Below are 12935 nucleotides of genomic sequence, written 5' to 3'. Positions count from 1 at the left end.
CCGAAATGGCATCGCCATACCGGTGGGTCGACAGCATGTCTGCTCAGATTACTCGTGACCAGAGTTTCCCCACGCCGTGTAAGCGCTGTGGCGGTGTGCTCTATCAGCATGTCGATTTCTGCCCATACTGCGGCACCGATCGTCCCCTCGAAACGGCCGCGCACGCGCGCGCGGATACGACGTTAAGAGCCGTTGGTCCCACCGCGCAGGGCTCGCCCTCACCCATCCCGCCGGATGCACACGCGGCACGCGCGCCACGAGACACACAAGACTCACTATCGGCCGGCGACACCGCCGCAACCGACCTGCCCCCCGTCAAACCCGACTTCCGCGACGACGTCGCGCTCGAGCGCCGGTCGTCGTTCCGGCACACGACGCACTGGTTTATCGCGAAAGGGGTACTGCTCGTCGCGTTCATCGTCGCGCTGGGTTATGTCGCGTACCTGCTGCTCGGCGAAAACAAAAAGCCGGAGCCCGCCCCCGAGGACCAGTTCGCCAGTTCATCGGGCGGCTCGATTTCGCCCTACTCGACGCAACCGGGGAGCGCCGATGCGCGCACGCCACCGACCGTGCCCAAAGCGCGCGTGATGCCGCAATTCAAGGACGTGCCCGACAGCCTGCGCGCGGCACGCGCGAGCCTCGCGCAAAACAATCTGTCCGACGCGAAGGCCGCGACCAACGCCGCGCTGGCGCGCGAAGCCGACAACGACGACGCGCGCGACCTGCAACGCGACATCGCCGCGCGCGAGCAACGCCGTGACAATGCATTGCAAGGCGCGGACCGATGCGCAAGCGAGCGCTCATGGGGATGCGTGCAGCGCCTGGCATCGGAAGCGCTCGCGATCGATTCGAGCAGCCTGCATGCTCAATCGCTGCTCGAGCGCGCGATCCTCGCGACAGGCTGGACGCCCTTGACACCGCCAAAGCCGCCCAAGCCAGCTACGGCCGGCGCCGCGGGCACCGGCACGCAAGCGCCCACCGCCGCGCCGCTGCCGCGCGGCGCAAGCAACGTGCGTCTGCCGTCGTCGCAAGACTGGGGTGCCGCCGCGTCGGCCGCATCGAAGGACTGGACGGCCTCGGCACCGCCACCGCCGTTGCCGCGCATGTCCAGCGCGCCCGCCAATGCAACAGCGACGGCGACCATTACCGCGCCTGCAAGCGCACAAACCGGCACACCAACAAGCGCACAAGCAAGCGCACCACCGAACGCCTCAATCACTGCACCCGCCAGCGCCCCATCAGCCGCGAACACCAACACCGCCGCCGCAGCCAGCGCCGCGACGCCGGCCAGCAGCGACAACAGTCCCGATGCACAGGAACGCGCGATCAGGCAATCGGGATGGAAACACGCCGTGCCGTCGGACACCGCACATTAACCATACGGATTCCAAAGCATATTGTGATCTGCCGCACATCGACACCAATAATGGGAGAGAGACCATGCTGAAAATGACTCTGGCGGGACTGGCGGCACTCATCGCGCTGCTCTTCGCGACACTCGCGCTCGCCGCGCCGGCCACCGCGCACTACAAGATCGTGACGGGCCCCGAACGCGGCACCTACATTCAGATCGGCCAGGACCTGTCGAAATGGGTCGCACAGCCGGTCGGCATCGACCTCGAAGTGATTCCATCGAAAGGCTCCGCCGAAAACGTCCAGCGCATGCGCTTCGAACCGGGGGTGAAGCTCGCGCTCGTGCAGTCCGATGTCTATCAGGCGTACGTGGACATGGCCAACTCCGGCAACCAGGACGCCGGCACGACGATCCGCCCGCTGCGGCTCATCATGCCGCTCTACGACGAGGAGATCTACTTTGTCGTCCGCAACGACTCGCCGATGAAGAACATCAACGAGATCAAGGACAAGGTGATCAGCGTCGGGCTGATCGGCAGCGGCACCGCGCAGTCGGCCACGACGCTTTACCGTCTGATGTTCAACCAGCCGATTCCCGAGCAGAACATCCAGCATCTGAGCAACGAGGACGCGCTCGCCGCGCTGATTGTGAAGAAGATCGACGTCGCGATCATCGTCGCCGGGCAGCCCGCCAAGCTCTTTACCGATATGAACCCCGATCTGCTGCAGCAGATCCGCTTTCTGCGCGTCGATCCGAACGCGCCCGAAACCGCGCGGGCGAAGCAGACCTACTTCCCCGCGACGATCCGCGTATCGAGCTACCCGAACTGGCTCAAGGAAGACGTGCCGACGTGGACCGTCAAGGCGTTTCTTGTCACCTATGACTACAATCTGCGCGACACGGTCGGCAACCTGAACCGCTTCGCCGACTCGCTATGCGAGAACTTCGACAACCTGCAGGAGCACGGTCACCCGAAGTGGAAGCAGGTGAAACTCGAGCTGCCGGGTCTCGGCAAGGGCTGGCAATACTATCCGCCGGTCGAGAAGCGCCTGAAGGCGTGCCTCGCGCATCGCGCCGCCATGCAAGCGACAGCCGGCACGGGCACGGCGGCGACGCCCGAACGTGCCGCCGCCGCACAGAAAACCAACCGGCGGCCTTGCTCGGATCAGGAGCGTCTGTTGTTGCTGTGCGGGAAGTAATCTGTTCGGAATTGCACGGAATTGCACCGGCGGCGAATGGCGCGCATTGCGTACCGTTCGCCGATCGGCAATACGCGCTAATCATGCACGACAAGTGCGACATAAAAAACGCACTGCGCCATCTGAAGTGACGCGACGATTACCTCTTAAAGCGCAATGCATTATTGCAAGCGTGCAACAGCCATTCGTGCACAGCAATCCACTCCCGCCAGGCCGCACAACACTCGAGAAGTGTTCTGTAAGCAACGTTGCACGGCAAACAATCCGGATCGCCTGATTTCAGGCGGTTCCACGACTTTTCGACCACTGTCTTTTCGCATTTCGCGATCAATCTTCGCAATCAGGATCGTGCGAATTTAGAAATTCGCATTGATAGCATAGTCCCGCAATCGGATCTTTTTCATTAAGCTTTCATAGCTGGTTTGCATGGCGGCTGTTGTTGCAGCCATACGAAACACGCCGTAAACAAAACCTGCAGTCATAACTTCACTCATACCGACTAGAATCGCCGGATGCACGACGAGCGTTCGTTATCGAGGGAAGCTATACGTTCATTTTTGCAACCCGTTGTATTTCACTTGCCGGTCGATTCCTTGACAGGAAGGATGCGTGAAAATCGTTTCGCAGATTGCCCCACCCCCAACTAAGGCGCCGCGCGCCGTGCCGCCGTCGCCGGCATGGCGCCTTTTGAAGACCGGCGTCGCGCTTGCGGCCACGCTCGCCATCGCGGCCTGCGCGTTAGGCCCGGACTTCAAGCGCCCGGAAGTCCAGGTGCCCCAGAGCTTCAAGGAAGGCGCCGACTGGAACCGCGCCCAGGCGAACCCTCAGGCGTCGCTGTCGAGCGACTGGTGGCGCATGTATAACGACGACAAGCTCACCGCGCTGATCGAGCAGTCGCAGAAGGCGAACTTTTCGATCGCTGCCGCCGAGGCCGCGTACCGCGCCTCGCTCGCGATCGTTCAGGCCAACCGCGCGCAGCTGTTCCCGATCGTCACGGCGGACCTGTCCGGCACGCGCAGCGGCACGCCGGCCGGCGGCACGTCGCGCTCGGCCACGGGCTCGATCGCACCGGGCGTGAACAACGACTTCATTGCGAGCGCAACGGCGTCGTGGGAGCTCGACCTGTGGGGCGCCATCCGCCGCCAGGTGGAATCGGCAAGAGGCACCGCGGAAGCAACCGACGCGCAACTGGCCGGCCAGCGGCTTTCGATCGCCGCCACCATCGCGATCGACTATTTGCAGTTGCGGCAGGCCGACATCGACATCCAGTTGCTCACGCAACAAAAGGATATCGACAGCCGCATCCTCTATATGACGCAGGAAGCGTATCGCGAGGGCCAGGCGTCGAATGACCAGGTGCTCGCGGCGCAAGACAACCTCGAAGTGGTGATCGCCGATCTGCAGACGACGCAGATCGCCCGCGAACAGGACGAGCACGCGATCGCCGTGCTGGTCGGCGTGCCGCCCGGCGACTTCTCGATCGCGCCGGACCCGAACTATGCATTCGTGCAGCCCGAGATTCCGCTCGGCGTGCCGTCCCAACTGCTCGAGCGCCGCTACGACGTGGTCGCCGCCGAACGCACGGCGGCATCGTCCAACGCATTGATCGGTGTGGCCGAAGCCGCGTTCTTCCCGACCGTCACGCTGTCGGCCACGGGCGGCTTCCAGCACAACACCTTCGCGAATCTGTTTTCGCTGCCGAACCGCTTCTGGACGCTCGGTCCCGATATCGCCCAGACGATTTTCGACGGCGGCGAACGCACGGCCGCCGTGCATCAGGCCCGCGCCACCTACGACCAGAATGTCGCGCTCTACCGCAACACCGTGCTTACCGCATTCCAGTCGGTCGAAGACAGTCTCTCGTCGGTCAATCACCTGCGTCAGCAAAGTCAGTCGTTCGCGGATATTCTCAAGCGCAACCAGCAGCTGTTCGCCAGTTCAAACGCACAGTTCGACGCCGGCGCGGCCAGCCAGCAGGACGTGCTAAACCAGCAGCTGACGCTGCTGCTCGCCGAACAGAACCTGAGCGACACGCAGGCGCTACTCGCGCAAAGCAGCGTCGCGCTCGTCAGGAACCTCGGCGGGGGCTGGGACTATAAGGACATGCAGGCCGCCGGAAACGGCGCGTCGACGAAGGCAACGGCCGCTTCTACGCCCAATCCGGCGTCGGATCAGCAGCAGGCGTCGAATCCGCCGCCGCCGCATTGAACCGCGCCGACCGCGCCGACCGCGCCGACCCTGCATGGTTGAACCCCCCGCTACTCGCGGCGTTCCGGCTGCTTTCCCGGCTTCGTCATTGGACGAATGCCGCGCCGGACGCCTCGGGCTGTCGTCATCACCGCCGTCAAGCAAGAATGGAGTCTTCATGAAGTCATTCCCGCTAAGCGGGCCTTTGCTGTGCCTGTTACTCGTGGGCCTCGCCGCTTGCAGCAAACATAAGCCGCCCCCACCGCCGCCGCCGCATGTGTCGGTGGTGACCGTGCACAAGCAGGACGTGCCGCTCACGAGGGATCTGGTCGGCCGGCTTTCGCCCTACTACAGCGCGAACGTGACCGCGCGCGTGTCCGGTGTGCTGCTCAAGCGCGTCTATAAGGAAGGCAGCCAGGTGCGCGAAGGGCAGCTGCTGTTCCAGATCGACCCGACCTTCTACAAGGCGCAGCTCGACAACAACCTCGCGCTGCTCGCGCAGGACGAGGCGACCTACGTCAACAACCACATCACCGCCGTACGCAACCGCAAGCTGCTGCCGGTCGGCTCGGTGTCGCAACAGACGGTCGACAACTCCGATGCCGCCGAACGCACGGCGGCCGCGAAGGTGAAGGCGGATCAGGCGCTCGTCGAGAGCTCGCGCATCAATCTCGACTACACGCGCGTGACCTCGCCGATCAGCGGCATTGCGAGCCAGCAGCTCGTCACCGCGGGCGCGGTGGTCGGCAGCAGCAACAGCGACACCGGCGCATCGGGCACGCTGCTCACCACGGTCCAGCAGATCGACCCGTCGTACGTGAACTTCACGATCAGTGCCGCCGATCTGGTCACGCTGCGCCAGGCCGCGACAAAGGGCTCGGTCGCGCTGACGAACCAGAACAAAACGACGGTCGAGGTCACGCTGCCCGACGGCAGCCTGTACGACAAGGTCGGCACGCTCGACTTCACCGACGTCACGGTCAACGCGACCACCGGTGCGGTCAATCTGCGCGCGCTCGTGGCCAATCCGAACCAGGTGCTGCTGCCCGGCATGTACGTGAACCTGACGATCAACCTCGGCCAGCAGAACAACGTGATCCTCGTGCCGCAGCAGGCGCTGCTGCGCGACACGGTCGGTTCGTACATGTACACGGTGAGCCAGGACAACAAGATCGTCCGCAAGGACATCACCGCGGCTTACCAGTACAAGAACAGCTGGATCGTCACGGCCGGCCTCGACGACGGCGACCGTGTGCTGGTCACGCAACTGCAGAGCGTCCACGAGGCCCAACCGGTGGTGCCGGTCGCGTGGCAGCCGCCCGCGGCGGCCGCATCGGGCGCGGCGGCGGCGAGCGCCCCTGCGGCAGGACCGGCAGCAGCGCCAGCGGCAACCTCGGCAGCAACCCCGGCCGCCATGACCCCGGGCGCCGCGGCGGCGTCCGCACCCGAGACGGCGAGCGCGGCTAGCCGCGCGCAATAGGAGTTTTCGGCATGCCGAGTTTCTTTATCAAACGCCCGATCTTCGCGTGGGTCGTCGCCATTCTGATTTCGCTGTTCGGATATCTCGCGATGCGCTCGATGGGGATCGACTCGTATCCGGACATCGCGCCGCCCCAGGTGACGATCACGTCGACGTATCCGGGCGCGAGTGCGCAGACGATGGAAACCACCGTCACGCAGGTGATCGAGCAGCAGCTGACCGGCATCGACAATCTGCTCTACTTCAGCTCGAAGTCGAGTTCGAACGGCCAGTCGGTCATCACCATGACGTTCGCGACCGGCACGAACCCGGACATCGCGCAGGTGCAGGTGCAGAACAAGATCACGGTCGCGCAGCCGCTGCTGCCGTCCGCGGTCGTGCAGCAAGGCGTGGTGGTCGCGAAAGCGAGCCCGGACATTCTGATGTTCCTTGCGCTGCGCTCGGACAATCCGGCGATCGACGCCGGGCGCCTGTCGGACATCCTCGCCTCGGACATTCAGCCGCAGATCGGACGGGTGAACGGCGTCGGCAATACCACGCTGCTCGGCTCCGAATACGCGATGCGCATCTGGCTCAATCCGGACAAGCTGCAGTCGTACGGTCTGTCGACCACCCAGGTGGAGACCGCGATCAGCGCGCAGAATGCGCAGTTCGCGGCCGGCTCGCTCGGCGCGGACCCCGCCGTGCCCGGCCAGGTGTTTACCGCCACCGTCTCCGGCGATTCGCTGTTCTCGACGCGCAAGCAGTTCGAAGACATCATCGTCGTCGCGAACAGCAACGGCACCGTGGTGCGTCTGAAGGACGTCGCGAACATCACGTTCGGCGCGCAGACTTACGGCATCGCGCCGGTCTGGGACGGCAAGCCGGCCGGCGGCCTCGCGGTGTTCCTGCTGCCGGGCGCTAATGCGCTGCAGGTCGCGAAGGCCGTGAAAGCGCAGATGACGTCGCTCGCGAAAGACCTGCCGAACGGCGTGACGTGGAGCGTGCCGTACGACACCACGCCGTTCATTACCGCGTCGATCGCGGACGTGGTCCATACGCTCGCCGAGGCGATCATCCTCGTGTTCCTCGTGATGCTGCTGTTCCTGCAGAACTTCCGGGCCACGATCATTCCAACCCTCGTGATACCGGTCGCGCTGCTAGGCACGTTCATTGGCCTGTCGGCGCTCCACTACACGCTCAATCAGCTGACGCTGTTCGGGATGGTGCTCGCCATCGGCATTGTGGTTGACGATGCGATCGTCGTGATCGAAAACGTCGAGCGCATCATGACCGAGGACAAGACCAGCCCTCGAACCGCGACCATCAAGGCGATGAAGCAGATCACAGGCGCCATCGTCGCGATTACCGTGGTGCTGTCGGCCGTGTTCGTGCCATCCGCGCTGCAGCCGGGCGCGACCGGCATCATCTACGCGCAGTTCGCGCTGACCATCGCCGTGTCGATGATCTTCTCGGCGTTCCTCGCGATGTCGTTTACGCCATCGCTGTGCGCGGCGATCCTCAAGCAGGAATCTCACGTCAAGAAGAACTGGTTCTTCCAGAAGTTCGACGACGGTTTCGAGTGGCTGACACGTCATTACGTGACCCATGTCGGCCACTCGGCGCGGCGCGTGCCGATCTGGATGGTGCTGTTCCTGATCGTCACCGTGCTGGCCGGCTTCCTGTACACGAAGCTGCCGACCGGCTTCGTGCCGGACGAAGATCAGGGCTTCATTCTCGCGCTGATCAACCTGCCGCCGGGCGCGACGATCGAGCGCACCAACCACGTGATGACCGAGGTGCGCGAGACGCTGCTGAAGAGCCCGGTCGGCAAGGACATTTCGAGCATCTTCCAGCCTGAAGGCTTCAGCTTCGTCGGTACCAGTGAAAACGTCGGCATGGCGTTTATCAAGCTGACCGACTGGGACAAGCGCTCGAAGACCGCGATGCAGCTGATACCGGAGGTGAACCAGATCCTGCACGCGATTCCCGACGCGCAGATCTTCGCGACCAACCTCCCGACCATTCGCGGCCTGAGCCAGTTCGGCGGTATCGACATGTATCTGCAGGCGCGCGAAGGCCAGTCACGGTCCGAGCTCGACGCGGCAACCGCAACGCTGGTGCAGGACGCCGGCAAGAGCCCTGTGCTGTTCGGCATCCGGCCGAACTCGCTGCCGACCGCGCCGCAGCTGAACATCGCCGTCGACCGCGTGCAGGCCGAAGCCATGGGGCTGTCGCTCAGCGACGTCTACGCGACGATCCAGATGCAACTGGCGCCGTTCTATATCGATCAGTTCACGTATGGCGGCCGCGTCAAGCGCGTCTATATCCAGGCCGATGCGCCGTACCGGATGGGTCTCGACGCGTTCGAGCATCTGTACACGCCGACCAAGGCGGCCAACACCACCAACGGCATCACGAGCGGCACGGAGGCCCTGACCGGCTCGTCGACCGCCTCCACGTCGACGCCCAGCACCGGCGCGGCCAATAGCAGCGGCTATCTGACCCAGGTCAATCCGTCGGCTGCCAACACCGGCATCGCACCGTACAACATGGTGCCGCTGTCGAGCGTCGTGAAGACGCAATGGGGTATCGGCCCGCTCGTGTTGCCGCGTTATAACGGTTACTCGGCTATTGAAATTGTCGGTAACTCGGCGCCCGGGTACTCGACCGGCCAGGCGATCGACACGCTGCAGAACATCGTCGACACCAAGCTGCCGAACGGCTTCGCGGCGGACTGGACCGGCCAGTCGTATCAGGAACTGCTGGCCGGCAGCTCCGCCACGCTGCTGCTCGGGCTGTCGGTGCTCGTCGTGTTCCTGTGTCTCGCGGCGCTGTACGAAAGCTGGACGATTCCGGTCGCCGTGCTGCTCGTCGTGCCGCTCGGGATGCTCGGCATGCTCGCGTTCTGCCTGTGGTTCGGCGTGCCGAACGACATCTACTTCAAGATCGGTCTGGTGACGGTCGTGGGTCTCGCCGCGAAGAACGCGATTCTGATCGTCGAGTTCGCGGTCGAGGGCCAGGCGCGCGGCATGACGCTCTACGATGCCGTCGTCGAAGCGGGCCGCCTGCGTCTGCGGCCGATTCTGATGACGTCGATGGCGTTTATCCTCGGTGTGGTGCCGCTCGTGCTGTCGACGGGCGCCGGCGCCGCCTCGCGTCACGAGATCGGCACGGGCGTGATCGGCGGGATGCTGTTCGCCACCTTCTTCGGGCTGATGCTGATTCCGGTGTTCTACGTGGCCGTGCGCCTCGTGCTCGGCGACAAGCTCGATCAGCCGTCGAAGCGGATGCAGCATCACCTCGACGACGACGATCCGCAGGAAGCGAACGTGTAACGGCAATGAGACGGACACGCGAAGACGCGCTGAAAACGCGCGATCAGATTCTCGATGCAGCCGAAGTGACGTTCTTCGAGCACGGCTTCGCGCATACGTCTCTCGCCCAGATCGCCGAGCATGCGGGGCTCACGCGCGGCGCCATCTACGGACACTTCAGGAACAAGGGCGAAGTGTTCAGCGCGATGGCCGAGCGCGTGAAGCTGCCGATGGAGATGCTCGTCACCGCGACGTTCGACCCGCGCGAAGCGGATCCGCTCGGACGGATCCGCGATCTGTTCATGTTCTGCCTCGCGAAGGCGGCGATCGAGCCGCATAGCCGCCGCGTCTTCGAAGTGCTGTTCACGAAGTGCGAATACACGGAAGAAATGGCGCCGGTGCTCGAGCGGCAACGCGTCGCCGCACGCGACGGCCGCACACGCATGGAACTGGGCCTGCGCAATGCGATCGACAAAGGCCAGCTGCCGCGCGAGCTCGATACCGCACGCGCCGCGGGCCTGATGCTGATGTTTCTCGGCGGCGTGCTGCGCGACTGGCTGCTCGATTACGGCTCGGTCGACCTGCCGCGCGACGCGAAGCTGATCGCGGACGCGTGCATCGGCATGCTGCGGAATTCGCCGGCGCTGCGACGCCAGGAAACCGCGGCAAGCTAACCATAGTTCACCGAACGCGATACCCATATATGCGCGCAGCCGCATAGCAAACGAAACATCGTTATTTGTCAGCGCCGCCACGCGTTACTTAGGATGCCGGTCATGTTCAACTGCTCACATGACCATGCGCATCCTGATGAAAACCCGAAAATTCACCACCGTCCTTTTTAGCGCCCTGCTGCTCGGCCTGGGCATCGCGCCGCTGCAATTCGCGCACGCGGCCGACGATACCTTGCGCGTCGGCATCATGTCCGGCGAAGACGAAGACGTGTGGAAAGTGGTCGCTGCGAATGCGGCCAAACATGGCCTCGCCATCAAGGTGACGACATTCTCGGACTACACGCAGCCGAACGAGGCCTTGTCGTCGCACGATCTCGACGCAAACTCGTTCCAGCACAAGCCGTATCTCGACGCGCAGATCAAGGCGCGTGGCTACCGGATCGTGCCCGTCGGCTTCACCTATGTCCAGCCGATCGGCCTCTACTCGCGCAAGGTCAAATCGGTTGCAGCGCTGCCCGACGGCGCGACGATCGGCGTGCCGAACGACCCCAGCAACGAAGGCCGCTCGCTGTTGCTGCTGCAGGCGCAAGGGCTGATCACCTTGTCTGATCATGTCGGCCTGCTACCGACCGCGCGCGACATTGCAAAGAACCCGAAGCACATTCATATCAAGGAACTCGATGCGGGCATCGTCGGGCGCGCGATCGGCGATCTCGACGCCGCGGTGGTCAATACCGACTGGGCCGTCAAGAGCGGCATCCGCATTCCGGAGGAACGGATCGCGCAGGAAAAGGTGCCCGGCAATCCGTATCGCAACTTCATTGCGGTCAACGAAAAAGATGCCAAAGCGCCGTGGGTGCAGGCGCTGGTGGAGAGCTACCAGCAGCCGAACGTCGCCGCCGAAATTCAGAGCGTCTATCACGGCGCGACGCTGCCCGCGTGGAACGGACCCGCGCATTGAAGCATGCATCGACCGATTTTTGGCGCACTTCAATTTGCATGACTGATCGGGCATAGTAAGGGTCATAAGAGCGAGACCCCACGACAAATGCCGATGAACAATCCTGCCGCCCCCGCGTCCTCCACTGCTTCCGAACCGGCGATCCGCGACGCAACCGATGCGGATCTGCCCGCCATTCAGGCCATCTACGCGCACCACGTGCTGACCGGCGTCTCATCGTTCGAAGAGACGCCGCCGTCCGTCGACGATCTGCGCGCGCGCCGCGCATCGGTACTCGCGCTCGGCTTGCCGTATCTCGTCGCGGACATTGACGGCCGCGTCGCCGGATACTGCTATGCAACGCTGTATCGTCCGCGCATCGCGTACCGGCATACGCTCGAAGACTCGATCTATATCGACGACGCGTGGCGCGGCCGCGGCATCGGCAAGGCCTTGATGCACGCGTTGATCGGGCGGTGCGAGCGCGGTCCGTGGCGCCAGATGATCGCGGTGATCGCGGACGGCGGCACCGGGGGATCGCTGTCGCTGCACCGGCAAGCAGGGTTCGAGCTAATCGGCACGTTGCGCGGCGTCGGCTTCAAGCATGGGCGGTGGCTCGATACGACGCTGATGCAGCGCTCGCTCGGCGGCGGCGCGCAGGAATAACTCGCGCGCTTCGGTGTTTTGTCGGAAGAGGCTTCGCCGTTATCCACTTCCCGCACGCCGGACCGCCATGCCGTCATTCGATCCCAGCAGCCTGCTCCGCCCTATCGACGATGCGTCGCCGGCCGGCCCCAACCTCGAATACGATCCCGACTTCGCCGAACTCGAGCGTCTCGCGACACCAAGGTCCGAGCGCTCGATCGGCGATAACGTGAAGGCAGCCGAAGAGCCCGATTGGGACAGGGTTGCCGATGCGGCCGAAGCGCTGTTCTCGCGCACCAAGGACCTGCGCGTCGCGATCTATCTGACGGCTGCGTGCACGCGGCGCGATGGACTCGCCGGCTGGCATGCGGGACTTCGCCTCGTGCACGGTCTGCTCGACGAGTTTTGGGAAGGCGTGCATCCGCAGCTCGATGCCGACGACGACAACGACCCCACCGCCCGTTCGAATGCACTGATGCCGCTCGGCGATGCGCAGAGCGTGCTCAGCCATTTCCGCGCCGCGCCGTTTGTGGAGTCGCCGCGCCTTGGCCGTTTTTCGCTGCGCGACCTGCGCATCGCCACCGGCGCGCTGAACGTCGCGTCGTCGGAGAACAGCAGCGGCCCGCAGCCGACCGCCGTCGAACTCGAAGCCTGCTGTATGGATTGCGCGGAACAGCAGTTGCGCGACACCGCCGCCGCGCTCGACGCGTCGCTCGCGCATGCACGGGCCATCGACGCGATGCTCGGCGAGCGCCTGGGCACGGCGAGCCCCGATCTCACGCCGCTCGTTGCCGATATCGTCGAGATCAAGAAGTTTGTCGACGCGCAGTGCGCGCGACGTTTCCCCGATATGGCCGCACTGCAGATGGCGCAAGGCGCGCAGGAACCGCAAGGCGGCGGCCCCGACGGATCGTCATCGGCAAGCGCGCCGGCACTCGCGGCGAAGATTCGCAGTTCCAATGACGTGCTGCTGCGCATCGACGAGATCTGCGAGTATTTCGAGCGCAACGAACCATCGAGCCCGGTGCCGATTCTGCTCAAGCGCGCGCGTCGGCTGGTCGGCATGAACTTTTCGGACGTGCTGAAGAACATCGCGCCGGGGGCCATGTCCGATTTGCAGACCCTCGTTGGACCGGAAGACGACGACGACAACCGGTAAA

General features: G+C 64.2%; 10 protein-coding genes. 9 read left to right on the top strand and 1 reads right to left on the bottom strand.

Features of this window, described 5'->3' with window-relative positions; all coding sequences use genetic code 11:
• Positions 1-35 precede the first annotated feature (35 nt).
• Together KZJ38_RS30655 and KZJ38_RS30650 are read left to right on the top strand one after the other, a co-directional pair.
• Positions 36-1376 carry a hypothetical protein gene (locus KZJ38_RS30655; protein ID WP_219800818.1) on the top strand — a complete coding sequence of 447 codons (1341 nt, stop codon included), beginning with the start codon at positions 36-38 and terminating at the stop codon, positions 1374-1376.
• A gap of 64 nt (positions 1377-1440) precedes the next feature.
• Positions 1441-2553 carry a TAXI family TRAP transporter solute-binding subunit gene (locus KZJ38_RS30650; RefSeq protein WP_219800817.1) on the top strand — a complete coding sequence of 371 codons (1113 nt, stop codon included), beginning with the start codon at positions 1441-1443 and terminating at the stop codon, positions 2551-2553.
• A gap of 356 nt (positions 2554-2909) precedes the next feature.
• On the opposite strand, the gene KZJ38_RS30645 is transcribed toward KZJ38_RS30650, so the two are convergent.
• On the bottom strand, positions 2910-3071 hold the full coding sequence (locus tag KZJ38_RS30645) for a hypothetical protein (RefSeq protein WP_219800816.1): 162 nt from the start codon (positions 3069-3071) through the stop codon (positions 2910-2912).
• 91 nt (positions 3072-3162) lie between these two features.
• Here KZJ38_RS30645 and KZJ38_RS30640 point away from each other — a divergent pair, with 91 nt between their 5' ends.
• From KZJ38_RS30640 to tssA, 7 genes are all read left to right on the top strand, one after another.
• Positions 3163-4761, top strand: coding sequence for an efflux transporter outer membrane subunit (locus KZJ38_RS30640; protein ID WP_246641844.1), 1599 nt, complete (start codon positions 3163-3165; stop codon positions 4759-4761).
• Between the two features lie 157 nt (positions 4762-4918).
• Positions 4919-6220, top strand: coding sequence for an efflux RND transporter periplasmic adaptor subunit (locus KZJ38_RS30635; RefSeq protein ID WP_219800815.1), 1302 nt, complete (start codon positions 4919-4921; stop codon positions 6218-6220).
• 11 nt (positions 6221-6231) lie between these two features.
• Entirely contained in the window at positions 6232-9537 is a 3306-nt protein-coding gene (locus tag KZJ38_RS30630) for an efflux RND transporter permease subunit (RefSeq protein WP_219800814.1), read from the top strand.
• Between the two features lie 5 nt (positions 9538-9542).
• The gene (locus tag KZJ38_RS30625; RefSeq protein ID WP_219800813.1) at positions 9543-10190 is read left to right on the top strand and encodes a TetR family transcriptional regulator; all 648 of its coding nucleotides are present in this window, start codon (positions 9543-9545) and stop codon (positions 10188-10190) included.
• A 136-nt stretch (positions 10191-10326) separates the two neighbouring features.
• Positions 10327-11151, top strand: coding sequence for a MetQ/NlpA family lipoprotein (locus KZJ38_RS30620; protein WP_219800812.1), 825 nt, complete (start codon positions 10327-10329; stop codon positions 11149-11151).
• 93 nt (positions 11152-11244) lie between these two features.
• A complete protein-coding gene (locus KZJ38_RS30615; RefSeq protein ID WP_219800811.1) occupies positions 11245-11796 on the top strand; it encodes a GNAT family N-acetyltransferase in 552 nt (183 codons plus the stop codon).
• Positions 11797-11863: 67 nt separating this feature from the next.
• Entirely contained in the window at positions 11864-12934 is a 1071-nt protein-coding gene (gene tssA, locus KZJ38_RS30610; protein WP_219800810.1) for a type VI secretion system protein TssA, read from the top strand.
• The last annotated feature ends 1 nt before the right edge of the window (position 12935 follow it).

Origin of the sequence: Paraburkholderia edwinii, assembly GCF_019428685.1 — a bacterium.
GTDB classification, from domain to species: domain Bacteria; phylum Pseudomonadota; class Gammaproteobacteria; order Burkholderiales; family Burkholderiaceae; genus Paraburkholderia; species Paraburkholderia edwinii.
This window is presented reverse-complemented; position numbering and strand designations above follow the sequence as displayed.

What these genes read in the sequence shown, in the direction of transcription:
- KZJ38_RS30655 (WP_219800818.1), top strand. Translation starts at nt 36, where the DNA reads ATGTCTGCTCAGATTACTCGTGACCAGAGTTTCCCCACGCCGTGTAAG.
- KZJ38_RS30650 (WP_219800817.1), top strand. Translation starts at nt 1,441, where the DNA reads ATGCTGAAAATGACTCTGGCGGGACTGGCGGCACTCATCGCGCTGCTC.
- KZJ38_RS30635 (WP_219800815.1), top strand. Translation starts at nt 4,919, where the DNA reads ATGAAGTCATTCCCGCTAAGCGGGCCTTTGCTGTGCCTGTTACTCGTG.
- KZJ38_RS30630 (WP_219800814.1), top strand. Translation starts at nt 6,232, where the DNA reads ATGCCGAGTTTCTTTATCAAACGCCCGATCTTCGCGTGGGTCGTCGCC.
- KZJ38_RS30625 (WP_219800813.1), top strand. Translation starts at nt 9,543, where the DNA reads ATGAGACGGACACGCGAAGACGCGCTGAAAACGCGCGATCAGATTCTC.
- KZJ38_RS30620 (WP_219800812.1), top strand. Translation starts at nt 10,327, where the DNA reads ATGAAAACCCGAAAATTCACCACCGTCCTTTTTAGCGCCCTGCTGCTC.
- KZJ38_RS30615 (WP_219800811.1), top strand. Translation starts at nt 11,245, where the DNA reads ATGAACAATCCTGCCGCCCCCGCGTCCTCCACTGCTTCCGAACCGGCG.
- tssA (WP_219800810.1), top strand. Translation starts at nt 11,864, where the DNA reads ATGCCGTCATTCGATCCCAGCAGCCTGCTCCGCCCTATCGACGATGCG.